This window comes from Amycolatopsis orientalis (genome assembly GCF_000943515.2).
Taxonomy (GTDB): domain Bacteria; phylum Actinomycetota; class Actinomycetes; order Mycobacteriales; family Pseudonocardiaceae; genus Amycolatopsis; species Amycolatopsis orientalis.
Window position 1 is genome coordinate 7128155 of record NZ_CP016174.1, and the last position, 22943, is coordinate 7151097.

At 68.0% G+C, this 22943-nt stretch carries 24 protein-coding genes and 1 riboswitch; of the genes, 15 read left to right on the forward strand and 9 right to left on the reverse strand.

Annotation, left to right across the window (positions count from 1 at the left end; translation table 11 throughout):
* The first annotated feature begins 1 nt into the window (after nucleotide 1).
* The 5 genes from cysD (at nucleotide 2) to SD37_RS30980 (ending at nucleotide 4630) form a co-directional block, all read left to right on the forward strand.
* Nucleotides 2-952 (forward strand): sulfate adenylyltransferase subunit CysD, encoded by a 951-nt coding sequence (gene cysD, locus SD37_RS30960; RefSeq protein WP_037310594.1) that lies wholly within the window; start codon nucleotides 2-4, stop codon nucleotides 950-952.
* A complete protein-coding gene (locus SD37_RS30965) occupies nucleotides 952-2214 on the forward strand; it encodes a sulfate adenylyltransferase subunit 1 (protein ID WP_044856013.1) in 1263 nt (420 codons plus the stop codon). Before cysD ends, SD37_RS30965 begins: the two co-directional genes overlap by 1 nt.
* On the forward strand, nucleotides 2211-2960 hold the full coding sequence (locus tag SD37_RS30970; RefSeq protein WP_044856012.1) for a sirohydrochlorin chelatase: 750 nt from the start codon (nucleotides 2211-2213) through the stop codon (nucleotides 2958-2960). Before SD37_RS30965 ends, SD37_RS30970 begins: the two co-directional genes overlap by 4 nt.
* A gap of 195 nt (nucleotides 2961-3155) precedes the next feature.
* Nucleotides 3156-3779: a hypothetical protein gene (locus SD37_RS30975; protein ID WP_044856011.1), complete on the forward strand. Its 624-nt coding sequence runs from the start codon at nucleotides 3156-3158 to the stop codon at nucleotides 3777-3779.
* A gap of 77 nt (nucleotides 3780-3856) precedes the next feature.
* Nucleotides 3857-4630 carry an enoyl-CoA hydratase-related protein gene (locus SD37_RS30980; RefSeq protein WP_044856010.1) on the forward strand — a complete coding sequence of 258 codons (774 nt, stop codon included), beginning with the start codon at nucleotides 3857-3859 and terminating at the stop codon, nucleotides 4628-4630.
* Here the strand turns inward: SD37_RS30980 and SD37_RS30985 are convergent.
* Genes SD37_RS30985 through SD37_RS30995 form a run of 3 tightly spaced genes read right to left on the reverse strand, consistent with a single transcriptional unit; the run spans nucleotide 4627 to nucleotide 5683 of the window.
* Nucleotides 4627-4986: a barstar family protein gene (locus SD37_RS30985; RefSeq protein ID WP_044856009.1), complete on the reverse strand. Its 360-nt coding sequence runs from the start codon at nucleotides 4984-4986 to the stop codon at nucleotides 4627-4629. The two genes, SD37_RS30980 and SD37_RS30985, sit on opposite strands and share 4 nt — an antisense overlap.
* Nucleotides 4983-5468, reverse strand: a complete 486-nt coding sequence (locus SD37_RS30990; RefSeq protein WP_044856008.1) for a guanyl-specific ribonuclease — start codon at nucleotides 5466-5468, stop codon at nucleotides 4983-4985. The genes SD37_RS30985 and SD37_RS30990 overlap by 4 nt, the downstream gene beginning before the upstream one ends.
* Before the next feature lie 11 nt (nucleotides 5469-5479).
* Nucleotides 5480-5683 (reverse strand): hypothetical protein, encoded by a 204-nt coding sequence (locus SD37_RS30995; protein ID WP_044856007.1) that lies wholly within the window; start codon nucleotides 5681-5683, stop codon nucleotides 5480-5482.
* A 59-nt stretch (nucleotides 5684-5742) separates the two neighbouring features.
* Between SD37_RS30995 and SD37_RS31000 the strand changes: the two genes are divergently transcribed.
* A complete protein-coding gene (locus tag SD37_RS31000; RefSeq protein WP_044856006.1) occupies nucleotides 5743-6708 on the forward strand; it encodes a quinone oxidoreductase family protein in 966 nt (321 codons plus the stop codon).
* Between the two features lie 183 nt (nucleotides 6709-6891).
* A complete protein-coding gene (locus SD37_RS31005; protein WP_044856005.1) occupies nucleotides 6892-7935 on the forward strand; it encodes an alpha/beta hydrolase in 1044 nt (347 codons plus the stop codon).
* A gap of 13 nt (nucleotides 7936-7948) precedes the next feature.
* Here the strand turns inward: SD37_RS31005 and SD37_RS31010 are convergent, their stop codons facing one another.
* A complete protein-coding gene (locus SD37_RS31010) occupies nucleotides 7949-8821 on the reverse strand; it encodes a LysR family transcriptional regulator (RefSeq protein ID WP_335622494.1) in 873 nt (290 codons plus the stop codon).
* 156 nt (nucleotides 8822-8977) lie between these two features.
* Between SD37_RS31010 and SD37_RS31015 the strand changes: the two genes are divergently transcribed.
* The 3 genes from SD37_RS31015 to SD37_RS31025 all read left to right on the forward strand — a co-directional run bounded on the left by SD37_RS31015 (nucleotide 8978) and on the right by SD37_RS31025 (nucleotide 12404).
* Nucleotides 8978-9829 carry an aspartyl/asparaginyl beta-hydroxylase domain-containing protein gene (locus SD37_RS31015; protein ID WP_236725155.1) on the forward strand — a complete coding sequence of 284 codons (852 nt, stop codon included), beginning with the start codon at nucleotides 8978-8980 and terminating at the stop codon, nucleotides 9827-9829.
* 66 nt (nucleotides 9830-9895) lie between these two features.
* Nucleotides 9896-10813 (forward strand): DMT family transporter, encoded by a 918-nt coding sequence (locus SD37_RS31020; RefSeq protein ID WP_044856003.1) that lies wholly within the window; start codon nucleotides 9896-9898, stop codon nucleotides 10811-10813.
* Nucleotides 10814-10925: 112 nt separating this feature from the next.
* Complete coding sequence (locus tag SD37_RS31025; protein ID WP_044856002.1) at nucleotides 10926-12404, forward strand: amino acid permease; 1479 nt, start codon at nucleotides 10926-10928, stop codon at nucleotides 12402-12404.
* Here SD37_RS31025 and SD37_RS31030 read toward each other — a convergent pair.
* Nucleotides 12379-13428 carry a nitronate monooxygenase gene (locus tag SD37_RS31030; protein ID WP_044856001.1) on the reverse strand — a complete coding sequence of 350 codons (1050 nt, stop codon included), beginning with the start codon at nucleotides 13426-13428 and terminating at the stop codon, nucleotides 12379-12381. The genes SD37_RS31025 and SD37_RS31030 overlap by 26 nt on opposite strands.
* A 153-nt stretch (nucleotides 13429-13581) precedes the next feature.
* Between SD37_RS31030 and SD37_RS31035 the strand changes: the two genes are divergently transcribed.
* Nucleotides 13582-15345: a family 20 glycosylhydrolase gene (locus SD37_RS31035; RefSeq protein ID WP_044856054.1), complete on the forward strand. Its 1764-nt coding sequence runs from the start codon at nucleotides 13582-13584 to the stop codon at nucleotides 15343-15345.
* Nucleotides 15346-15399: 54 nt separating this feature from the next.
* Complete coding sequence (locus SD37_RS31040; protein ID WP_044856000.1) at nucleotides 15400-15846, forward strand: pyridoxamine 5'-phosphate oxidase family protein; 447 nt, start codon at nucleotides 15400-15402, stop codon at nucleotides 15844-15846.
* A 51-nt stretch (nucleotides 15847-15897) separates the two neighbouring features.
* On the opposite strand, the gene lepA is transcribed toward SD37_RS31040, so the two are convergent.
* Nucleotides 15898-17736 (reverse strand): translation elongation factor 4, encoded by a 1839-nt coding sequence (gene lepA, locus SD37_RS31045; RefSeq protein WP_037310633.1) that lies wholly within the window; start codon nucleotides 17734-17736, stop codon nucleotides 15898-15900.
* Between the two features lie 113 nt (nucleotides 17737-17849).
* Between lepA and SD37_RS31050 the strand changes: the two genes are divergently transcribed.
* A complete protein-coding gene (locus SD37_RS31050) occupies nucleotides 17850-18452 on the forward strand; it encodes a class I SAM-dependent methyltransferase (protein WP_044855999.1) in 603 nt (200 codons plus the stop codon).
* On the opposite strand, the gene SD37_RS31055 is transcribed toward SD37_RS31050, so the two are convergent.
* Nucleotides 18449-18823, reverse strand: a complete 375-nt coding sequence (locus SD37_RS31055) for a VOC family protein (protein ID WP_044855998.1) — start codon at nucleotides 18821-18823, stop codon at nucleotides 18449-18451. The two genes, SD37_RS31050 and SD37_RS31055, sit on opposite strands and share 4 nt — an antisense overlap.
* A gap of 23 nt (nucleotides 18824-18846) precedes the next feature.
* Nucleotides 18847-19752 (reverse strand): EamA family transporter, encoded by a 906-nt coding sequence (locus SD37_RS31060; RefSeq protein WP_044855997.1) that lies wholly within the window; start codon nucleotides 19750-19752, stop codon nucleotides 18847-18849.
* Nucleotides 19753-20082: 330 nt separating this feature from the next.
* On the opposite strand from SD37_RS31060, the gene rpsT reads away from it, so the two are divergent.
* Nucleotides 20083-20343: a 30S ribosomal protein S20 gene (gene rpsT, locus SD37_RS31065; RefSeq protein WP_037310642.1), complete on the forward strand. Its 261-nt coding sequence runs from the start codon at nucleotides 20083-20085 to the stop codon at nucleotides 20341-20343.
* A gap of 53 nt (nucleotides 20344-20396) precedes the next feature.
* On the opposite strand, the gene holA is transcribed toward rpsT, so the two are convergent.
* On the reverse strand, nucleotides 20397-21380 hold the full coding sequence (gene holA / locus SD37_RS31070; RefSeq protein ID WP_044855996.1) for a DNA polymerase III subunit delta: 984 nt from the start codon (nucleotides 21378-21380) through the stop codon (nucleotides 20397-20399).
* 135 nt (nucleotides 21381-21515) lie between these two features.
* Nucleotides 21516-21648: riboswitch (SAM riboswitch) on the forward strand.
* 12 nt (nucleotides 21649-21660) lie between these two features.
* On the opposite strand from holA, the gene thrC reads away from it, so the two are divergent.
* Nucleotides 21661-22926, forward strand: coding sequence for a threonine synthase (gene thrC, locus SD37_RS31075; RefSeq protein ID WP_037310646.1), 1266 nt, complete (start codon nucleotides 21661-21663; stop codon nucleotides 22924-22926).
* The last annotated feature ends 17 nt before the right edge of the window (nucleotides 22927-22943 follow it).

Consider the following 22943-nt stretch of genomic DNA (forward strand, 5'->3'; position numbering starts at 1 on the left):
CATGACCACGCTCGAACCAGCGGCCACTGTGCTTTCCGGGGGCTCCCCCCGGACCCCCATCGCCACCGACAACCTGGCGGCGCTGGAATCCGAGGCCATCCACATCTTCCGCGAGGTGGCGGGCGAGTTCGACCGGCCGGTGATCCTGTTCTCCGGCGGCAAGGACTCCACGCTCCTGCTGCACCTGGCGATCAAGGCGTTCTGGCCCGCGCCGGTGCCGTTCCCGTTGCTGCACGTGGACACCGGGCACAACTTCGACGAGGTCATCGACTTCCGCGACCGCGTGGTCGAGCAGCACGGGCTCCGGCTGGTCGTGGCGAAGGTGCAGGACTGGATCGACGACGGCAGGCTCGAAGAACGCGCCGACGGCATGCGCAACCCGCTGCAGACCACGCCGCTGCTCGACACGATCGCCGAGAACAAGTTCGACGCCGTCTTCGGCGGCGGGCGCCGCGACGAGGAACGCGCCCGCGCCAAGGAGCGGATCTTCAGTCTCCGCAACGCGTTCGGCCAGTGGGAGCCGCGGCGGCAGCGGCCGGAACTGTGGAATCTCTACAACGGCCGTCACCGCCCTGGCGAGCAGGTCCGCGTCTTCCCGCTGTCCAACTGGACCGAGGCGGACGTCTGGAACTACATCGCCAGGGAGAAGGTCGAACTGCCGTCGATCTACTACGCGCACCGGCGCGAGGTCTACCAGCGTGACGGCATGTGGCTGGCCGAAGGCCCGTGGGGCGGCCCGCGGCCGGGCGAGGAAGTGCGCGAACTGACCGTGCGCTACCGGACCGTCGGCGACGGTTCGTGCACCGGTGCCATCGAATCGACCGCCGCCACGGTGGACGAGGTCATCGCCGAGGTCTCGGCCTCCCGGCTCACCGAACGCGGCGCCACCCGCGCCGACGACCGGATGTCGGAGGCGGCGATGGAAGACCGCAAGCGGGAAGGGTACTTCTGATGTCCAGCCTCCTCAGGCTCGCGACCGCGGGCAGTGTGGACGACGGGAAGTCGACCCTGGTCGGGCGGCTCCTGTACGACACGAAATCCGTCCTCGCCGACCAGCTGGACGCGGTCACCCGCGCCAGTGTCGACAAAGGACTGTCCACACCGGACCTCTCACTGCTCGTGGACGGCCTGCGCTCGGAACGCGAACAGGGCATCACGATCGACGTGGCGTACCGGTATTTCGCGACCCCGAAGCGCAGCTTCGTGCTCGCGGACACCCCCGGCCACGTGCAGTACACGCGGAACACGGTGACCGGCGCGTCCACCGCGCAACTGGCCGTGCTGCTGGTCGACGCGCGCAAGGGCGTCATCGAGCAGACCCGCCGTCACGCCGCGGTACTCGCGCTGCTGGGCGTCCCGAACCTGGTGCTGGCGGTGAACAAGATCGACCTCGTCGGCTACGACGAAGCGACGTTCACCGTGATCGCCGAGGAGTTCGCCGGACACGCCGCGTCGCTGGGCTACGAGCGGGGTTCCGTGCTCGCGGTGCCGGTTTCGGCGCTGGTGGGCGACAACGTCGCGGAGAGGTCGGACAAGACGCCTTGGTACTTGGGCCCGACCCTGCTCGAACACCTGGAAACCGTTCCGGTGGCGCCGGATCCACACGATTCGCCGTTCCGCTTCCCGGTGCAGTACGTGATCCGGCCGAGGACGGCCGACCACCCCGACTACCGGGGGTACGCCGGGCAGATCGCGGCGGGCACCGTCCGGCCGGGCGACGAGATCGTCGTGCTCCCACAAGGACTCCGCAGCCGGGTGGAGGGCATCGACACCGCCGACGGGCCGCTCGCCGAGGCAGTGGCGGGCGCCTCGGTGACACTGCTGCTCGCCCACGACCTCGACATCTCGCGCGGGGACCTGATCGCCGCCGCCGACCGGCAGCCGGAGGTGACCGACGAGATCGCCGCGACCCTGTGCTGGCTCTCGGCCAAGGCGCTCAAGCCGGGCGCGCGGGTGCTGGTGAAACACGGGACCCGGACGGTGCAGGCCATCGTCGGCGAACTCCACGCCCGCTTCGACGAGCAGACCCTGTCCAGTGTGGACGATCCGGCCACCTTGGAGCTGAACGACATCGGCCGGGTGACCCTGCGGCTGGCCGAGGCGATCGGTGTGGACGACTACGGGGTCAGCCCGCGGACGGGCGCGTTCCTGGTCATCGACCCGAAGGACGGCGACACCCTCGCCGCCGGACTCGTCGGCGAAAGGTTCGCATGACCCCAAGCCGCACTCCGCCACTGGTCGCCGTCGCGCACGGCAGCCGCGATCCGCGGTCCGCCGCGACCATCCGCGCGCTGCTCGACGTCGCCCGTGGGCAGGCACCGGGTCTCGATCTCCGGGAGTCCTTTTTGGACCTCTCGGAGCCGTTGCTCACCGATGCCCTGCGGGGGCTGTACGCCGAGGGGCATCGCGAGGTCGTCGTGGTGCCGCTGCTGCTCGGCGTGGCTTACCACGCCCGGGTCGATCTGCCCGCGCTCGTCGCCGAGGTGACCGCGGACTGCCCTGGCTTCGACGTGCGCGTCTCCGGGGTGCTGGGCATCGATCCGCTCATCGAGACGGTCGCACTGGACCGGCTCACCGAGGCCGGCGCCGATCTGGACGACCCGGAACTGGGCGTCCTGCTCGCGGGCGTCGGCTCGTCGAACGTCGCGGCGAACGACGCGGTCGCCGGGATCACCACCCGCTGGCACCTGCGGCGCGGGCTCCTCGCGACCCCCGCCTTCGCCAGCGCCGCCCAGCCGGACGTACCCGCCGCCATCGCGCGGCTGCGGCTCAACGGCGCCCGTCGGCTCGCTGTCGCGGGCTGGTTCCTCGCGCCGGGACTGCTGCCGGACCGGATCGCGCGCCTGGCCCGCGAAGCCGACCCGTCGGTGATCGTCGCCGGACCACTGGGCCCGGATCCGCGGATCGCGGGTCTCGTCCTGGAACGCTACTCGGCCGCCGCGGCCCGGCTCGCCGCCTGATCCCTCTATCGGCACAGTAGCGCGGCCTGTCCCGTTCGGGCGCTTGATACCGATCTTCGGAGGGTCTTGTTCCCAGTTCCGTGACGCCTCGCGTATGGGAACAGAGATTTCTTGACGGGTTACTTAACTTGCCGGTAACTCTCTAAACGCTGCGCAGCTCCCTTTCTCCCCATCGAACCCCCAGGTAGGTGGAACATGAAGGCTGCCATCCGTGCCCTCGTCTGCGCCTCGGCCGTACTCGTCCCGCTCGCCGGCCTCGCCGCACCGGCTTCGGCGGCGACCACCGTCGTCTTCGACTGCGAGGCGAAACCGCCGCTCGTCGGCAACAAGTACCTCAAGCTCAACCAGGACGCCGACGTCACCGCGCCGGCCACCGTCGCCCCCGGCGCCGCACTCGACGTCGTCATCGACCCGGCGGCCAACACCGTCCCGGCCGAGGTCAGCGGCTACCAGGTCAAGCACATCAAGGACTTCGCACTGAAGATCCCGATCCCGGCGAACTCGACCTGGGTGGGCGCCGACCTCACCGGCGGCTCCGGCATCGGCTCGACGCCGCCGAAGATCACCGTCTCGGACAGCGTCGCGACGCTGAGCTTCCCCGGCCCGATCGCGGGCGGCTCGACGTTCGAACTGCCGACCGTGACCGCGCATCTCACCGCGGGCACCTCCGGCAGCATCGAAACGAAGCTGGGAGGAACCGGCTACGGCGACCCGGGGCTGACCTTCACCGCGGTGGTCAGCGCGGGCTTCGACGTCTCGGCGCCGACGTCCTGTTTCCCGAACCCGAGCCCGACCTTCACCACGACGACGATCGGCTGAACCGCGCCTGCGCCACCATCGGAGCATGGTGGCGCAGGCCACTGCCCGGTCTGACCGGGCTGTGCGAAGGTGTGGCCATGGCTGACGAACTGGTGCACTACGACGTGGTGGGCGGCACCGCCACGATCACCTTGGACTCCCCGCACAACCGCAACGCGCTCTCCGCCCAGCTCCGCCGTGAGCTGAGCGAGTCGCTGGACAAGGCACGGGCGGACGACGCGGTACGGGTCATCGTGCTCACCCACACCGGCCCGGTGTTCTGCGCCGGGATGGACCTCAAGGAGGCCCGCGGGGCCGGCGCGGGCGACCAGGGCGTCAACGAGTTCCCCAAGATCCTCGAGCAGCTGTGGACCAGCCCCAAGCCGGTGGTGGCGAAGCTGGCGGGCCCCGCGCGGGCGGGCGGCATCGGCATGGTGGCCGCGACCGACATCGCCGTCGCCGTCCACGAGGCGACCTTCGCCTTCTCCGAGGTGCGGATCGGCGTCGTGCCCGCCATCATCTCGCTCACCGTGCTGCCCCGGCTCACCGCCCGTGCCGCGCACGAACTGTTCCTGACCGGCGACACCTTCGACGCGAAGCGGGCCGTCGAGATCGGCCTGCTGAACTCGGCGGTCCCGGCCGAAGAACTCGACGGCGAGGTCGCCCGCTACGTCAAGGCGCTCGCCCTCGGCGGCCCGAAGGCGCTCGCGGCGACGAAGGAACTGCTGAGCAAGCCTCGCCCCGCGACGCCGAGTGAGGGCTTCGAGGCCATGAACAAGCTGTCCGTCGGTTTCTTCGCGAGCGAAGAGGGCCAGGAGGGCATCACGGCCTTCGCGCAGAAGCGCAAGCCGAACTGGGTGCCCGAAGGCTAGTCCGGCAGGACGACGGTGAGGCGCCGGGAGTCCCTTCGGTCACCGGAGGGCCCCAGCGCCCGCTGCGCGTCGGAAAGCACGCTGCGGATCGCCAGGTAGGCCTTGGGATCACGCTCCCTGAGCAGCGAGGAACCGGACCAGATCAGCACATGCTCCCCCGCCGGGAGCCAGGACAGGTCGGTCAGGCAGTCGTAGAGCGCGTCGAGGTTCTTCCCGAAGTACTCGGGGAACGACAGGGCCTCCGCGATCGCGTCGAGCGTGGTGGCCTTGTCGACCGTCCGGCCGCCCTCGATCAGATGCGGGCGCGCGCCCCGCGCGAAGGCCTTGTCCGCCTCGCTCTTCTCCACGTCGCTCATCGGCTGGTGTCCACTACGACGAAGGACTTGTAGTGGTCTTCGGTGTAGTACAGCTCCTTGGCCGAGCCGGTCACCAGCCGCCGGGCGCCGCGATCCGGGCTGCCCGGCGTCTTGACCGTGTACTCCCGGTAGTAGCCGGAGTCCTTGGCTGGCAAGACCTTCTCCCGGTTCTGGAAGGGGACGTCATCATTGCGCGGATACGGGTACGGCCCGCCGGCCTTGATGAGGCGCCAGGTTTCCGACGCCTGAGGGGGCAGCCCGGTGAGCGGTTTGACCGGCAGTCCGGACTCCTCGCCCGCGACCTTGCCCTTGGCCCGGCTCGCCGCGGCCTCGCCCGACGGCGCGGGCGAAGCGGACGAACTCGCCGGAGCCGAGGTGCTCTTCGTGTCGTCACCGCTGATGCCGTCCTTGACGAACCAGCCGGCGAGCACCAGCACGATCAGCCCGATCAGGGCGGCGGTGATCCGCCTACGGTTGAACATGGTGCGCCAGCTTAGGAGGACCGGTCGGAGTCGTTCGCATCGCGGGCCGTGCCGAAGAGCCGGGCGACCTTGCCGAAGGCGGTGTCCAGCAGCCAGGCCGCGACCAGGCACAGCGGCACCACGACCGCCATGACCAGCACGAATTGCACGGGGAACGGGGCCTGCGCGAGCCACAGCTCGACGCCGTCCCACCAGTCAGCAAGCCCGTTGAACACACTGTGAGCCTACGCTCGCGGCCTCTGCCACCACCGGTCAGGCCATGTAGGTTGCTGACATGTTCGCCGTTTACGCTTCCGAACCCAACGCCGAAAAGCCGCTGGACTCGCTCGTGATCGGCGAGCGACCCGAGCCCGAAGTACCCGAGGGCTGGGTGCGTGTCGCCATCAAGGCCGCCAGCCTCAACATGCACGACCTGTGGACGCTGCGCGGGGTCGGCATCAAACCCGAGCAGTTCCCGATGATCCTGGGCTGCGACGGCGCGGGCACCCTCGACGACGGCACCGAGGTCGTCCTCCACTCGGTGATCAACGCGCCGGGCTGGCAGGGCGACGACACCCTCGACCCGAAGCGCACCCTGCTGACCGAGAAACACCAGGGCAGCTTCGCCGAGCAGGTCGTCGTCCCGGCGCGGAACGTCGTGCCGAAGCCGGCCGGGCTGAGCTTCGCGGAAGCCTCGACCATGGGCACGGCGTGGCTGACGGCCTACCGGATGCTGTTCGTGAAGTCCGGGCTGCGGCCGGGGCAGACGATGCTCGTCCAGGGTGCCTCCGGCGGTGTCTCGACGGCGCTGATCCAGCTCGGGCGTGCGGCCGGATTCCGGGTTTGGGTGACCGGGCGTAGCGAAGAAAAGCGTGCGCTGGCCGAGAATCTGGGCGCACATCAGACCTTTGAGTCCGGTGCGCGGCTGCCGGAGCGGGTGGACGCGGTCTTCGAGACCGTGGGCAAGGCGACGTGGTCACACTCGGTCAAGTCGCTCAAACCGGGCGGCATCATCGTCGTTTCCGGGTCGACCAGCGGTCCGGACGCTCACGCGGAGTTGCAGCGTGTGTTCTTTCTGCAACTGCGTATCGCGGGTTCGACGATGGGGACCAGGGACGAACTGAACGATCTCCTCGCCTATCTGGAACTCACCGGCGTCCGTCCGCATATCGGCGCCGAACTGCCGTTCACGGAAGCCGAGACCGGGTTTAAGAACATGCTCGACGGGGAAACTTCGGGCAAGGTGGTTTTCACGCATTGATCGGAGGGGTGAGTCCTCCCCCTCACCGCGATCAAGCGCGCACATGAGCGCACGTCCGCGCGGTCCACGCAGGTCAAACAACCATTTTGCGGTCTTGTCAAGTGTCAAGAACGTTATGACTCAGCGAGCTTTTCACGACCAAAGTTCGACCAAAATCCGACCTCTCGCGGTTAGCCTTGAGGTATGACCGCATCGCAGCGGCCCGAACCGGCGGACCCCGGGGGCCGGAACAGCACCGACGCCGACCCCATCCGGGTCTCCTTCCGGCGCTACGCCGGCGTACGCACCAGAGTGCTCGAAGTCGGACCGCAGCCGGTGGAACCCGCCGACCGCGCGCCGCGGCGGGTGCTCGGCAAGCGGGCCACCGCACGCGGACACGCGAAGCCGACGGCACCGAGGCTGGTGCTGCTGCACGGCTACTGCGACAGCGCCGACACCTGGCGCCCCGTCCTGGAGCTGCTCGCGGCCGCCGGTGTTCCGGCGGTCGCGGTCGATCTGCCCGGATTCGGTGACGCTCAGCCGCTGCGGCCGGGCCCGATGCTCCCGCAGCTGGACGCCTTCGCCGCGGCCGTGATCAAGGAGCAGGCCGTACTCGGCACAGTGGTGCTCGCCGGGAACTCGCTCGGCGGCACGATGAGCCTGCGCGCCGCGGAGAACCACCGGCTGCCGGTCGCGGGCGTGGTGTCGATCGCCGCCCCTGGTTTCGTGGACAGCTGGCTGATCCGCACCGTGGCGCGCTATCCGTTGCCGCTGCGGATGTACTCGGCCCTGCCGCTGCCGATCCCCGGCTTCGTCGTCCGCGCCGTCGCCGAGCAGGTCGTGCCCCGGCTGCTCTACGCGAACGCCACCGCCGCGGACGCCGAGCAGGTCCGCCGGTTCACGTCGCTGTTCCCGGACTACCGCTCCACCACCAGCCGGCTCGAACAGGCGAGGCAACTCGTCGAAGAGCTGACGGACGCATACCGGCTCGAAGAGATCCGCGTCCCGCTCCTGGTGGTCGTCTGCGGTAAGGACAAGCTGGTCAGCGCCGCCTCCGGACGGCAGCTGCACGCGCTGGTCCCGCACAGCAGGCTGATGGTGCGCGAAGACTGGGGACACTGCCCCCAGCTCGACGACCCCATCGAGATCTCCGAGTTGCTGACGTACTTCTCCGCCAGCGCGTCCAGGCCGTCGAAGATCGCCGCTCGCGTGGCGGCCGAAGTGAGCGAGGACACTGTCGCCGGATAGGTGCGCTCTCCCGTTATCCGACCAGTGCCCTGGCGATGGCGAGGAAGTCGCGGAGTGCGGGATGTGAGGAGTGCGGCGGCCAAGCCAGATATACGGTGACAGGGGGAGCGTCGCTGAGGGGAACGTAGACGATCTCGGGGCGCTGATACAGCTGGCTGCTCGGGTCCGGCGTGATTCCGAGTCCTGCCCCGGCCGCGATGTTGCTCAACCAGTCGTCGACGGTGGCCACCTCGACCGTGACGGCGGGTCGCCGGTTCTCTTCCCACAGGTAGGGCTCGGTCGTCCCGGAAGCGGTGTTGACGACCAGGTCGTACGGGACCAGCTCCCCGAGAGTCACCGATCGACGGTTCGCCAGCTGATGCTGAGCGGGGACCGCGGCCAGACGTGCCTCCCGATAGAGCAGCTCGTGCCGGTATCGCGACCCTGGCCGCTGTCCCCTCACCACGGCGATGTCGATGACAGCCTCGTCCAGCTTGACGTAGAGGTCATCGACCTGTCGCAGCTGCAGTGGGTATTCCGGGTGTTCGACCCGCCATCGCTGGATCAGATTCGTGGTGAATCGCCCCAGTGCCGCCCAGGCATGCCCCACTCGTAACGGCCTCGGGGCGTCGAACGGGCTTGATACGGCCTCGGTAAACGCGTTGACGGCCTGTGTCGCCTTTGCCCGGAAGGCCATTCCCGCGGCGGTGAGTTCCACCCCTTTTGCCGACCGGCGCAGCAACGTGGCTCCTACCTGCTGTTCGAGCTGGGAAAGCGTCCGCGACAGGGCGGGCTGGGTCACCCTCAACAGTCGCGCCGCGCGACTGATACTGCCCTCCTCGGCTGCCGCGAGAAACGCTTCCAGGTGCCTGAACTCAACCCCCATAACCGCCAAGCATACCGTCATTCGAAACGAGCATTATCGCAAGGGTTTCGAGCGGTGATATAAAGAACCGCACCCACCCAGCAGGAAATCGCACTCAGACAGCTGTGCGATGAAGTCGCCGCGCACAAGTCCGAAAAGTACGAACTTACCGGGAGGAAATCGGTGCGCTCTCATATCGTGGGCAAAGTCGAACTGGACAGGGCCAGACTTCAACAGGACCTTGAAGCACTGGCCGCGATTCCACGTGTCGAGGAAGAGTACGACGAATTCAGCTCCGGATACTGGAAGAACCTTTCGCTCTGGAACTCCAGCGGCGAGGCGGACGACACCATGTATCGGGACATCCAGGGAGCGGCGAAGCCGACAGCGCACGCCACCAAAGCACCCTACCTGGACGAACTGATCCGAACGGTTTTCGACCCGAAGATCGTCAAGATGGCTCGAGCCCGCAACCTGGTGGACGCCATGGTCATCCCGCACCGGGACTTCATCGAGCTGGACAAGGACAACGACCAGTACTTCCGCACGTTCATGGTCCTCGAAGACAACGAATCCGCCTTCCATTCCGATGACGACACCGTTATCCACATGCATCCGGGCGAGATCTGGTACCTCGACGCCGCCGCCCCGCATTCTGCGGTCAATTTCTCCTCGAACAGCAGGCAGTCCTTGTGCGTCGACTTCGCTTTCGACGGACCCTTCACGGAAGATCAAATCTTCTCCGAAAAATCGTTCTATCAGCCTGCCTTGAAGCCAGATATCGTGGCCAGGAAGCCATTCACCGACGAACATCGCAACAAGCTCGTCCGACTCGGCGAGGTCATCGACAAGGACAACTTCAAAGACATCTTGTTCTTGATGTCGCGGGTGCATTACCGGTACGACGTGCCTGCCGCCGAGACCTATACGTGGTTCATCGAAGCCTGCCACCTGGCCGACGACGCGACGTTGGTAGCGAGAGCGGAGGGGGTACGCGACTACATGATCGGTCAGCGCGCCCTCGGTGAGCGGCTCCTCGCCGTCGCCTGACCCACCTCGAAGTGGGGAGACCCGTTTTCCCGGGTCTCCCCACCCAAGCGGAAGAACCGGCTACCGATGCCCGAAGTCGCATCTCCATCCCGTGTCAGCTGGCTCAAGGTCGGCGCTCCGATAGCGTTCGTGCTCATGTGGGCCAGCGGCGCGATCGCCGTGCTGTACGGCCTCGAGCACTCTTCGGTGGTGACGTTTCTGCTGTTACGCGCCGTCGGCGCGGCCGCGATCTCCTGGCTGGTGTGGCTGGGCGTGCGTGATCGACTGCCCGCTCGCCGGGGACAGTGGGCACGCTTGATCGCTGTCGCACTCCTACTTCAGGTGTTTTACCAGGGATTCTTCTTCCTGGCATTGGGGACGGGGGCGCCGGCGGGAGTGGTCGCGGTGCTGGTCGGGTTCCAACCGGTCCTCACCGCGATCTTGACCCGCCCCGGCTACGACCCCACCCTGTACGCGGGTCTGGCGCTGGGCTTCGCCGGGGTCGTGGTCACCTCCGCGTCGGGAATCGACCTGAGTGAGGTCGGCAGCGTGCTGGGCGTCGTGTTCTCCATCGCGGCACTGATCGGCATCACGGCGGGAACGCTGGTGCAGGCTCGCACGGTCGGCGTCGGGGTGTGGGCCTCCCTGGCTTTGCAAAGCACCATCAGTGCCGTCGTCTACGCCCTTGTCGCCCTCACCACAGGAACCGTGAGCGCGCAGGCGAACTTCGAGCTCGTCGCCGCGGTGGGATGGATGGTCCTGGTCGTGTCCGTCGGAGCGACCGCGCTGCTGTACTTGATGATCGGCAAAGGTGAAGCCACCAAGGTGACCAGCTTGTTCTACTGCGTTCCACCGGTCACAGCGTTGCTGGACTGGGCGTTCTTCGGACGGTTCCTCACCGGCTGGGAGATCGCGGGCGTCGTTCTTGTCTCCTTGGCGGTCGCGCTGACTCAGCGCGCGAAAGAAAGTCACGCTCACAAGCCGAGGCAAACCAGCGACGCATAGTGCACGAACCGCCCCGACACGGGACACCCTGTTCACCCACTCGGAGGACACAGCTTAGTCTCCCACTCGGACTGCGACCCAGTCCGAAGGCACAACCTGTTGGGAGACGACGATGTCCGCACCGCGCAGTCTGGGCTCGGGAACCGGGATATTCCGACGCAAACCGATCGATCAGATCCAAGAACTCAGTGACAACGGCGGCGGGCTGCACCGCACGCTGGGGCTCCGCCAGCTGACCGCGATCGGCGTCGGCGGCATCATCGGCGCGGGGATCTTCTCCCTGGCCGGTGCGGTCGCGAACGAGAAGGCCGGCCCCGCCGTGCTCATCTCGTTCCTCATCGCGGGGATCGCCAGCGCGGCGGCCGCGTTCTCCTACGCCGAATTCGCCGGGCTGATCCCCCGTGCCGGTTCCGCCTACACCTATGGCTACACCGTGCTGGGCGAGATCGTCGGCTGGTTCATCGGCTGGGACCTGCTGTTGGAGTACACGGCCATCGTGGCGGTGGTCGCGATCGGCATCTCCGGCTACTTCAACGAGTTGCTGGGTTATCTCGACATCAAGCTTCCGTTGTGGATGCTGGGTGCTCCGGGCACCGAGAAGGCCGACGTCGCATCCGGCTCGTACAAGATCAACCTGTTCGCCGTGCTGCTGTGCCTGCTGATCGCCTTCATCCTCAACCAGGGCATGAAGAACGCGGCCCGGTTCGAGACGCTGCTGGTCTACCTCAAAGTCGGCCTGGTCCTGCTGGTGATCGTGGTCGGCGTCTTCCACATCAACACCGACAACTACTCGAACTTCTTCCCGTTCGGTCTCAGTGGTGCCTTCACGGGCGCGGCGACGGTGTTCTTCGCGGTCTTCGGCTACGACGCCATGTCCACCGCGGCCGAGGAATCGACCGACTCCCAAAAGCACATGCCGAAGGCGATCATCTACTCGCTCGCCATCTCGATGGTGCTCTACGTGCTGGCATGCCTGGTCCTGACCGGCATGGTCAACTACAAGGACATCGACAGCGAAGCCGCGTTCTCCAGTGCCTTCGCGGGGATCGGGATGAAGTGGCTCGGCCTTATCATCGCGGTCGGCGCGATCATCGGCATCACCACGGTGTTGTTCACCTTTCTCATGGGCGCGAGCCGGGTCGGCTACTCGATGAGCCGCGACGGCCTGCTGCCCAAGTGGTTCGGCAAGACCCACCCGGTGCGCAAGGTGCCGAGCCGGATGACGTGGGTGCTCGGCATAGCGTCCGCGGTCATCGCGGGCCTGCTGCCGATCGGCGAAGCCGCCGAACTGACCAACATCGGCATCCTGCTCGCGTTCGTGGTCGTCTGCGTCGCGGTGATCGTGTTGCGCTACAAGCAGCCCGACCTGCCGCGGTCCTTCAAGACCCCGGGCATGCCGGTCGTGCCGATCATCGGCGTCGTCTTCTCGATCTGGCTGATCACGTTCCTGAACTACCACACCTGGCTGCGGTTCGCGGCCTGGTTCGGCCTCGGCCTGATCATCTACTTCGCCTACAGCCGCCGTCACTCCGCGTTGAACGCGAACAACGGCGACGCGAAGCAGGTCAGCGGAGACGACTCAACCGCGTAGCGGCTTCGCGGGCTTCGGCCTGGAGGCGTTCGACGATCGACGCCGCCGGGCCGGAGCCCGCGAGTTCGTAGGTCTGCCCGGCATAGAGGGACATGATCTCCGCGTCCCCCGCCTTGCCCGCCGCCGCGCGGATCGGTTTGGTCAGATTGTTGACCTCCGGATACGCCGACGGCGCCGTGGCCGAGAAGTCCGCGACCGCACGATTGACCAAGGAGCGCGCGGGACGACCGCTGAACGCCCTGGTGAACGCTGTCGGCCTGCCTCCGTTCGCCAGCGCCTGCCGGTGCGCGGGCTGCGTCCCGGCCTCGTCCGCCCTCAGGAACGCGGTGCCCAGCTGAGCCGCGACCGCGCCTGCCGCCAGCACCGCTGCGATATCCGCGCCGTGCACGAGCCCACCGGTCGCGACGAGCGGCAAGTCCGTACGCGCCGAAACCAGGCGAAGCAGGCTGAGCACGCCGTACTGCGGTCCCCCGCCTTCGGCCTCGGGCTCGTCAGCGAAAAGCCCTCGATGCGCTCCGGCCTCGAAGCCCTGGACCACGAGAGCGTCCGCGCCGACCGCTATCGCCCGTTCGGCTTCCGCCGGGTTGGTGACCGTGACGGCCACTTCGCTCCCGTTGGCGTGCAGGCGCCCGACGTCCTCCGGCGACGGAACGCCGAAGGTGAAGGAAACGACCGGCACCTTCCGCTCCAGCACCACCTCGAGCTTCGCGGTGTAGGCGTCGTCATCCCAGCGTGGCTCGCCGGGTTCGACACCGTGGCGCTCGGCTTCCGCACGCCAGCGCCCGATATGGCCACCGAGGTCGGTCTCGGCGGCGCCACCCGGGACGAAGAGATTCACCCCGAACGGCTCACCCGTGAGTTCGGCCGTCTTGGCGATCCGGTCCGCGAGGGCATCGGCGCTCAGATAGCCCCCGGCCAGGAATCCGAAGCCGCCCGCCGCGGTCACCGCGGCCACGAGTTCGGGAGTGGTCGGCCCACCGGCCATGGGAGCCGCGATCACCGGGAAACGCAGGTCTTCGAACACGCTTCCGACGATAGTCCTCTCACCACGACACGGAATGTGACGTGCGAGTCACGTCAAGCTTCCTCCTTGGTGGTCTAGACCTTTATGGGCGAAAATGCGACGATCGGACCGGTCGTGACGAGCGTCACGTCTCCCGTCCCCCAGGAGGCCCTGGTGAAGAACTGGAAAGCACGGCTGGGCCGCGCCTTCGTCGGGGTGGCGCTGCTCGCCGGCGTCACCACCGCGGCCGCCCCCGTCGCCGGCGCGGCCACCCCGCCACTGCAGGCGATCGTCCCCGCGCCGGTCTCGGCCCAAGCCGTCGCGGGCTCCGACCACACTCTGACCGCGAACACGAAGATCTACACCCAGGCCGGTTCGGCGCCTGCCAAGGCTGTCGGCGATTACCTCGCCGACGTCCTGCGCAAGTCCACCGGCTTCGCCCTGCCCGTTTCGGACGCGCCGTCGGGCACCCCCGCCGACGGCATCTCGCTTCTGTTGTCCGGTGCCAACCCCAGCGTCGGTGACCAGGGCTACCAACTGAGTTCGAGGTCCGCTTCGGTCGTCCTGCGCGCGACGACCGCGCAAGGACTCTTCGGCGGTGTCCAGACACTGCGGCAGTTGCTGCCCGGCAAGATCGAGAGCCCCACGGTGCAGGCGGGCCCCTGGCCGATCCCGGGCGCCGACATCCTGGACTACCCGCGCTTCGGCTACCGCGGCGCGATGCTCGACGTCGCCCGGCACTTCCACCCGGTCGCGACGGTCAAACGGTACCTCGATCAGCTGGCGCAGTACAAGATCAACAACCTGCACCTGCATCTGGCCGACGACCAGGGCTGGCGGATCCAGATCGACAGCTGGCCACGGCTGGCCACCTACGGCGGCAGCACCCAGGTCGGCGGCGGCGCCGGTGGCTACTACACGAAGGCGCAGTACACCGAGATCGTGAACTACGCGGCTTCGCGGTTCATCACGATCATCCCGGAGATCGACATGCCGGGGCACACCAACGCCGCCCAGGCCTCCTACGCGGAGCTGAACTGCAACAACACCGCTCCCCCGCTGCGCACCGACACCGCGGTCGGCTACAGCTCGCTCTGCATCTCGAAGGAGATCACCTACACCTTCGTCAACGACGTCATCCGGGAGATCGCGGCGCTGACGCCAGGGCCGTACTTCCACCTCGGCGGTGACGAGGCCCAGGCCACCAGCGACGCGGACTACCGCACCTTCATGAACCGTGTGCTGCCCATGGTGGCGGCCGCCGGGAAACAGGTCGTCGGCTGGCACGAGATCGGCAAGGCCACCCTGCCCGCGACGGCGACCCCGCAGTTCTGGGGGACGACGACGTCCAGCACGGAGGTCTCTAACGCGGTCGCGCGCGGCAGCAAGGTGATTCTGTCGCCGGCGAACAAGGCGTACCTGGACATGAAGTACAACTCCAGCACGCCGATCGGGCTCTCGTGGGCGGGCTACATCGAGGTCCAGGACGCCTACAACTGGAACCCGGGCGCCTACCTCTCCGGCGTGCCCGAGTCCGCCGTTCGCGGCGTCGAATCCCCGCTGTGGACCGAAACCGTGGTGACCCCGGCGAACATCGACTACCTCGCCTTCCCGAGGCTCCCGGCGCACGCCGAACTCGGCTGGTCTCCGTGGTCGACGCACGATTGGAACGCCTTCCGGACGCGCCTCGGCGCCCAGGCTCCACGCTGGCAGGCGCAGGGCATCGGCTACTACGCGTCGGGCCAGGTGCCTTGGGAGACCGGGTCCGGCAACCCTGGCTCCTGCTCGCTCCCGGCGTGGGACCGCGCCGCCGTCTACACCGGCGGGGCGACCGTCTCCCACAACGGGCACAAATGGACCGCGCAGTGGTGGACACAGGGCGAGGAACCGGGCGCGGGCGGCCAATGGGGCGTCTGGCGCGACAACGGCACCTGCTGATCGCCACCGGCCCGCTCGGCCCCTTCACCGGGCCGGGCGGGTTACGGTGGATCCATGGCCGCAGACCTCGGATTCGTCCGCACTCTTTCCTTGCGTGAAAACGGACTCGCGACCGTCTCGACGGTCCGCGCGGACGGCACCGTGCACTCGTCGGTGGTGAACGCCGGGGTGATCGAAGACCCGGTCACGAAGGCGCCGGGAGTCGCCTTCGTCGCGATCGGCGGGGCGAAGAAACTCGCGCTGTTCCGCCGCGCGGGCCACGCCACGATCACCTTCCGCCGCGGCTGGGAATGGGCGGCGGTCCAGGGCGAAGTCCACCTCATCGGCCCTGACGACCCGGACCCGGATTTCGATCCGGCCGGTCTCCCCCGGCTGCTGCGCGACGTCTTCATCGCGGCGACGGGGACCCACGACGACTGGGACGAATACGACCGTGTGATGGCCGCCGAACGCCGTGTCGCGGTCTTCGTCACCGCGAACCGCGTCACCGGGAACAGCTGACATGGAAAAGGCCGCCCGACAACGCGTCGGGCGGCCTTTTCCGGGTGCCGTCTACTTCTTCTTGGTGTTGTCCTCTGTGGACAGTGCGGCGACGAAGGCCTCTTGCGGGACCTCGACCCGGCCGACGGTCTTCATCCGCTTCTTGCCTTCCTTCTGCTTCTCCAGCAGCTTGCGCTTACGCGAGATGTCACCGCCGTAACACTTCGCGAGCACGTCCTTGCGGATCGCGCGAATGGTCTCGCGGGCGATGATGCGGGCGCCGATGGCGGCCTGGATCGGCACCTCGAAGTTCTGCCGCGGGATCAGCTCACGAAGCCGGTTCACCATGCGGTTGCCGTAGTTGTAGGCGTCGTCCTTGTGCACGATCGCGGAAAACGCGTCGACACCTTCGCCCTGCAGCAGGATGTCCACCTTGACCAGGTCCGCCGCCTGCGTCCCTGCCTCTTCGTAGTCCAGCGAGGCGTAGCCACGCGTACGCGACTTCAGCGTGTCGAAGAAGTCGAAGATGATCTCGCCCAGCGGCAGGTTGTACCGCAGCTCGACCCTGTCCTCGGACAGGTAGTCCATCCCGAGCAGCTGACCGCGCTTGTTCTGGCACAGCTCCATGATCGTGCCGATGAACTCCGACGGCGCCAGGATGCTCACCTTGCTGACCGGTTCGAGCACCTTGTCGATCTTGTTCCCGGTCGGCCAGTCCGAGGGGTTGGTGACGTGGATTTCCTTGCCGTCGTCCAGCACCACGTCGTAGACCACGTTCGGCGCGGTGGAGATCAGGTCGAGACCGAACTCGCGCTCCAGGCGGTCGCGGGTGATCTCCAGGTGCAGCAGGCCGAGGAAACCGCAGCGGAAGCCGAAGCCGAGCGCCACCGACGTCTCGGGCTCGTAGTCGAGCGCGGCGTCGTTGAGCTGGAGCTTGTCCAGGGCCTCGCGCAGGTCCGGGTAGTCCGAACCGTCCACCGGGTACAGCCCGGAGTAGACCATCGGCTTCGGCTCGCGGTAACCGGCGAGCGGCTCCTTCGCGCCCTGGCGCTCGGAGGTGACGGTGTCACCGACCTTCGACTGCCGGACGTCCTTCACCCCGGTGATGAGGTAACCCACCTCACCGACACCCAGCCCCTTGCTGGCCTTGGGCTCCGGCGAGATGATCCCGACCTCGAGGAGTTCGTGCGTGGCGCCGGTGGACATCATCTTGATCCGCTCGCGCGGCGTGATCTTGCCGTCGACGACCCTGATGTAGGTCACGACGCCCCGGTAGGTGTCGTACACCGAGTCGAAGATCATCGCCCGTGCCGGGGCGTCGGCGTCACCCTGCGGTGCGGGCACCTGCTTCACCACCGCGTCGAGCAGGTCGCCGACTCCGACGCCGGTCTTGGCGGATACCCGCAGCACGTCCGAAGGCTCGCAGCCGATGATGTGCGCGATCTCGGCCGCGTACTTGTCCGGATCGGCCGACGGCAGGTCGATCTTGTTGAGCACCGGGATGATCTGGAGGTTGTTCTCCAGCGCGAGGTACAGGTTGGCCAGTGTCTGCGCCTCGATGCCCTGAGCGGCGTCGACCAGCAGAACGGCTCCTTCGCACGCCTCAAGCGCGCGAGAGACCTCGTACGTGAAGTCGACGTGCCCAGGGGTGTCGATCATGTGCAGGACGTGGTCCTGACCGTCGACCTTCCAGGGCAGCCGCACGTTCTGAGCCTTGATCGTGATGCCGCGTTCCCGCTCGATGTCCATCCGGTCGAGGTACTGCGCGCGCATCGCCCGCTCCTCGACCACGCCGGTGAGCTGCAGCATCCGGTCGGCCAGGGTCGACTTGCCGTGGTCGATGTGCGCGATGATGCAGAAGTTCCGGATGAGCTCCGGGGGCGTGAACGTGGTGTCGGCGAACGTCGTCAACGGGTTTCCTCGCGAAGGTCGGGGTGTGCCAGCTCTATGCTCCCATGCCGCTCCGGGTGGGAGTGGGGGTCATCCCCGATGCGGGCCTTGGCGAGCTGTGGTGCCCTCGAAGTATGAGTTCATCACTGACCGAAATGCTCGATCGCACGTTCGGCCATCCCAGAGGACTGCTCGGCCGGTTCGGTGGCCTGGCGATGGCGCACGGCAACGCCGCCACCGAACTTCGCGTCGTCGAATTGGCGTCGATCGAATCCGGGGAAACCGCCCTCGTCGTGGGTCCCGGCCCAGGTGTCGGCCTGCAGGCCGCCGCCGAACGCGCCGGCCGCGCCATCGGCGTCGACCCGTCGGAGGAGATGCTCGCCCGCTCCCGCCGCCGGTGCGGCGACCAGGTGGAGCTGCGCCGTGGCACGGCGGACTCCACGGGTGAGCCGGACGAGAGCGTCGACGTGGTCCTGAGCGTCAACAACGTGCAGCTGTGGGAGGACCGGGCGGCCGGGTTCGCCGAGTTGTTCCGTGTGCTGCGGCCCGGCGGCAGGCTGCTGCTGTCGTCGCACGAGAAGTGGCTGCCGGTGTCCCGGCACGAACTGGCCGACGAAGCGGCCGCGGCCGGCTTCACCGACCTCCAGACCTGGACCTGGGATCCGCCCGGGTTCGGCGCGTCCCTGGCCGCTCAGCTCCGCGCGATCAAACCCCACTCGGTCGAACCCACGGCCTAACGTGGGTCGGTGCGCAAGGGATGCTCACGTGGCACCTCGACCAGCACGATCCTGGTGCCGTCCGGGTCGGCGATCCACGCCTCGTCCAGGCCCCACGGTTCACGGCGCGCTTCGCGAACCGGCTCCAGCCCCTTCGCGGCGAGTTCCTTGAGCGCCGCGGGCAGATCCCGGACCTGTAGCCACAAGGCGACGTCAGGCGTCGGGCCGGTTTCCCCGGTTCCGACGATCTCGATCGACCCGTTCCCGGCGAAGAACACCGTTCCGCCGGGGAACTCCTTGTCGATCGCCAGGCCCAGGGTGTCCCGATAGAACGCCGTCGACACGTCGGGATCCTTCGGGTGGATCAGCACCCTGCTGCTCAGCACGTCCATGGCTCAATCCCTACCGGATGCGTTCACGCCATCGCAATCGCGGTGATGCCGGCCAGCACCACCACCGAACCCAGCAGCCTGCGGACGGCGTTGGCCTCCCCCAGCACCAGCCAGGCGGCCAGCCCGCCCAGGACGATGCTCAGCTCCCTCGCGGGTGCGACGAGGCTCACGGGAGCGAGCTGGAGGGCGTAGAGGACCAGCAGATAGGCGACCGGGGAGAGCACGCCGACGAGGACGATTTCGCGCTTGTGCTCGCGCCAGAGCCACGAGACCTCTTCGCGGTCCTTCAGCGCGTACGGAGCCATCAGCAAGCTCTGCACGATCGCCCCCGATCCGAAGTAGACGATCGGGGGCACGCCGAGACCGGTGACCGAATGCGCGTCCCACAGCGTGTAGGCGGCGATCGTGAGCCCGGTCAGCAGGCCGTACGCCACGCCCTTGCGCCGGGCGGCGTGGTCCGCGGCGTCGGCGTGCGCCGGAGCGCGCCCGGTACCGATGACCAGCACCCCTCCGACCACGAGGAAGGCACCCACCAGGCCGAGCGGGCCCGGCCGCTCACCGAGCAGCACCACGGCCGCGAGCACCGAGATCAGCGGCCCGGTACCGCGGGCGAGGGGGTATACGACGGACAGGTCGCCGACGGCGTACCCCCGCTGGAGGACGACGCCGTAGGTGACGTGCAGCACCGCCGTGACCGCCGAGGCGAGCAGCCAAGTCCACTGTGGACGCTGCGGTTCCACGGCCAGCGAGATCACCATGACGGGGATGAGCATGACCGCGGAGAGGCTGTAGTAGGCCCAGACGAACCGGGCCCCGCCGCGGCGGATCCGCTTGGCGGCCAGGTTCCAGCCGGCGTGGATGACGGCGGCGGCGAGGACCAAGGACAGAGCGGTGGCGTTCACTGTGGACCTTTCACGTTTCCCGCGCATGCGGAAAACCCGGTCCTCCAGGCTTTTGTCCCGTCAGATGAACGGCGGCGCTTCCGGCTCCGCCGATGGTGCCGCTCGGACCTGACCCGCCTGCCCTGATTGTGTGCTTCGCTGGGCGGGCAAGCGGCGGAACCCTAGGCACTGCGATCTTCACCGTACCGCAATCGCACGTCCGGAGGCGGCCGCGATCGGCCCGGGGACGGCTGTTAAGCTGGCCCTTCACCGCCGTGTGGCATTCCGTCATGGAGGAAACCCGCGCCGCTTCCGAGCGCGCAGGGCCGGTCACAGCGCGGCGGTGAAACCACCGAGAGATCAAGAAGGAGTGCCCCCGTGGCCAACATCAAGTCGCAGATCAAGCGCATCACCACCAACGAGAAGGCGCGTCAGCGCAACCAGGCGATCCGGTCCTCGGTGAAGACCGCGATCCGCAAGTTCCGCGAGGCCGCCGACTCCGGCGACAAGGCCAAGGCCCTGGAGCTGCAGAAGGACGCGGCCAAGAAGCTGGACAAGGCCGTGACCAAGGGCGTTCTCCACGCCAACCAGGCCGCCAACAAGAAGTCCGCGCTCGCGAAGCGCGCGAACTCTCTCTGATCTGCCTCGCGAAGGGCCCCGGTGACGCGAGTCGCCGGGGCCCTTCGTCATGTTCAGCGGCCGGTGCCGTGGGCGTCGACGACCTCCAGGACGGCGCGTTGCAGCGCGTACTCCGGGTCGGCCGCGACTCCCTTGACCTCGGCGTTGAGCCGGGCGACGATCCGCATCGCGGTGGCGAGACCGTCCTGACCCCAGCCGCGTGCCTGCCCCTGGGCCTTGCGCACCTTCCACGGCGGCATCCCCAGCTCGCCCGCCATCTGGTTCGGGTTCCCGCGCCCGGCGCCGGACACCCGCGCGATCGTCCGGACGGCGTCGGCGAGGGCGTCCGCGACCAGCACGTGCGGGACACCCAGCTGCATCGCCCAGCGCAGTGACTCCAGGGCCGCCGCCTTGTCGCCGGCGACGGCCTTCTCCGCGACGGCGAACCCGTTCACGTCCGCGCGGCCCCGGTGGTAGCGGCGGACAGCCTGCTCGTCCACCGTCCCCCCGGCGTCCGCCACGAGCTGTGTCGCGGCCGAGGACAGCTCACGCAGATCCGAGCCGACGGCGTCGATCAGCGCGAGCACGGCCGCGCCGTCGATCTTCCCGCCCACCCGGCGGACCTCGTTCCGGACGAAGGATTCCCGCTCAGCGGGTTTGGTCAGCTTCAGGCACTCGACGACCTCCGCCCCGGCCTTCTTCAAGGCCGCGGGAAGCGCCTTGGCGGCCTTGCTCCGGCCGCCTCCGCTGTGCACGACGACGAGCACGATGCCCTCGGCGGGCGCCTTGACGTAGGCCATCACCCCGTCGGCGAGCTCCTGCGAGATGTCGTGCGCGGATTCGAGGACGATGACCCTGCCCTCGGCGAACAGCGAGGGGCTGACCATCTCCGCGAGTGCGGGAACTGTGAGGTCCGACACCCGGATCCGGGTGAGGTCCGCCGTCGGGTCGGCCGCTTTGGCCGCGTCCGAAGCGGCGCGGACCGCGCGTTCGATCAGCAGCTCTTCCTCACCGAGAACCAGGACCAGCGGCGATGGGGCGGAAGCTTGCGTCGTCACGGGGACGATCCTCCCACTCGTCCTCTCGTGTGCTTTGTCCGGTGATGTGTTCCGGGCACGGTGGCCGGACTCCGGCCCCATGTCGTACGGTGTTGGCGAGGCGACGCGATCAAGCGCGTGCCGACAATCGAATACCGCTCATCCAGAGGGGCAGAGGGAACGGCCCGATGAAGCCCCGGCAACCGGCGTCAGCCTGTCATCCCGCGATCGCGGGGTAGCTGACGAACACGGTGCCAATTCCGGCCCGCCTCGGCGGGGCAGATGAGGAAAGGACCTCGCGATGACCGCAACCCTCGGCACGACCTCCACCACCAAGACCCCGGATCTCGGACCGGCCGTCGAACTGGTGTCGAAGGAAGAGGGACACCGGCAGCCGCTCGCCCCCGAATTCGTTTCCGCCGAGGACTTCTCACCGCTCGAGGTCGCCTACGACTTCGGCCGTGTGCGCCGCGAGGACATCGAAGCCGGGCCGAAGAACATCTGGCGCTACAAGAAACTCCTTCCCGTTCCCTCGAACGTCGAAGAGATCCCCAACACCGAACCCGGCGCCACCCGCCTCGTCCAGGCCGACAGGCTCGCGAAAGCGTTGGGTGTCAAGAAGATCTGGGTCAAGGACGACACCGGCAACCCCACCCACTCGTTCAAGGACCGCGTGGTCGCGGTCGCGCTGGCGGCCGCACGCGAGTTCGGCTTCGAGGTGCTCGCCTGTCCCTCGACCGGCAACCTGGCCAACGCGGTCGCCGCCGCGGCGGCCCGCGCCGGCTGGCGGTCGGTCGTGCTGATCCCGAAGACCCTCGAACGCGCCAAGATCCTCACGACCGCCGTGTACGACGGTGACCTGATCGCCGTCGACGGCAACTACGACGACGTGAACCGGCTCGCCACCCAGCTCGCCGCCGAGCAGGAGAGCTGGGCGTTCGTGAACGTGAACGTCCGGCCCTACTACTCGGAAGGCTCCAAGACGCTGGCCTTCGAGGTCGCCGAGCAGCTCGGCTGGCGCCTTCCGCCGCAGATCGTGGTGCCGATCGCGTCCGGTTCCCAGCTCACCAAGGTGGACAAGGGTTTCCGCGAGTTCGGGCAGCTCGGCCTCGTCGAGGAAACCCCGTACAAGGTGTTCGGCGCGCAGGCCACCGGCTGCTCCCCCGTCTCGGCCGCGTTCCGCGCGGGCCACGACGTCGTCCAGCCGGTCAAGCCGGACACCATCGCCCGGTCGCTGGCGATCGGCAACCCGGCCGACGGCCCGTACGTCCTTGACGTGGTCAACCGCACCGGTGGAGCGATCGAAGACGTCACCGACGAAGAGGTCGTCGAAGGCATCCGGCTGCTCGCCCGCACCGAAGGCATCTTCACCGAGACCGCCGGCGGGGTCACCGTGGCGACGGCCAAGAAGCTCATCGAGACCGGCAAGCTCGACCCGGACGCCGAGATCGTGCTGCTGATCACCGGAGACGGCCTCAAGACCCTCGACGCGATCGAGGACAAGGTCGGCCCGAAGGCCACCGTCAGCGCCTCGGCCGACGCTGTCCGCGACGCACTCGGCATCTGAGTTCCCGCCGGCCCGCC

Bases quoted from the DNA above. Each gene is read 5' to 3' on its own strand.
- cysD (WP_037310594.1), top strand. From the start codon at position 2: ATGACCACGCTCGAACCAGCGGCCACTGTGCTTTCCGGGGGCTCCCCC.
- SD37_RS30965 (WP_044856013.1), top strand. From the start codon at position 952: ATGTCCAGCCTCCTCAGGCTCGCGACCGCGGGCAGTGTGGACGACGGG.
- SD37_RS30970 (WP_044856012.1), top strand. From the start codon at position 2,211: ATGACCCCAAGCCGCACTCCGCCACTGGTCGCCGTCGCGCACGGCAGC.
- SD37_RS30975 (WP_044856011.1), top strand. From the start codon at position 3,156: ATGAAGGCTGCCATCCGTGCCCTCGTCTGCGCCTCGGCCGTACTCGTC.
- SD37_RS30980 (WP_044856010.1), top strand. From the start codon at position 3,857: ATGGCTGACGAACTGGTGCACTACGACGTGGTGGGCGGCACCGCCACG.
- SD37_RS30985 (WP_044856009.1), bottom strand. From the start codon at position 4,986: ATGAGCGACGTGGAGAAGAGCGAGGCGGACAAGGCCTTCGCGCGGGGC.
- SD37_RS30990 (WP_044856008.1), bottom strand. From the start codon at position 5,468: ATGTTCAACCGTAGGCGGATCACCGCCGCCCTGATCGGGCTGATCGTG.
- SD37_RS31000 (WP_044856006.1), top strand. From the start codon at position 5,743: ATGTTCGCCGTTTACGCTTCCGAACCCAACGCCGAAAAGCCGCTGGAC.
- SD37_RS31005 (WP_044856005.1), top strand. From the start codon at position 6,892: ATGACCGCATCGCAGCGGCCCGAACCGGCGGACCCCGGGGGCCGGAAC.
- SD37_RS31010 (WP_335622494.1), bottom strand. From the start codon at position 8,821: ATGACGGTATGCTTGGCGGTTATGGGGGTTGAGTTCAGGCACCTGGAA.
- SD37_RS31020 (WP_044856003.1), top strand. From the start codon at position 9,896: ATGCCCGAAGTCGCATCTCCATCCCGTGTCAGCTGGCTCAAGGTCGGC.
- SD37_RS31025 (WP_044856002.1), top strand. From the start codon at position 10,926: ATGTCCGCACCGCGCAGTCTGGGCTCGGGAACCGGGATATTCCGACGC.
- SD37_RS31040 (WP_044856000.1), top strand. From the start codon at position 15,400: ATGGCCGCAGACCTCGGATTCGTCCGCACTCTTTCCTTGCGTGAAAAC.
- SD37_RS31050 (WP_044855999.1), top strand. From the start codon at position 17,850: ATGAGTTCATCACTGACCGAAATGCTCGATCGCACGTTCGGCCATCCC.
- SD37_RS31055 (WP_044855998.1), bottom strand. From the start codon at position 18,823: ATGGACGTGCTGAGCAGCAGGGTGCTGATCCACCCGAAGGATCCCGAC.
- SD37_RS31060 (WP_044855997.1), bottom strand. From the start codon at position 19,752: ATGCGCGGGAAACGTGAAAGGTCCACAGTGAACGCCACCGCTCTGTCC.
- thrC (WP_037310646.1), top strand. From the start codon at position 21,661: ATGACCGCAACCCTCGGCACGACCTCCACCACCAAGACCCCGGATCTC.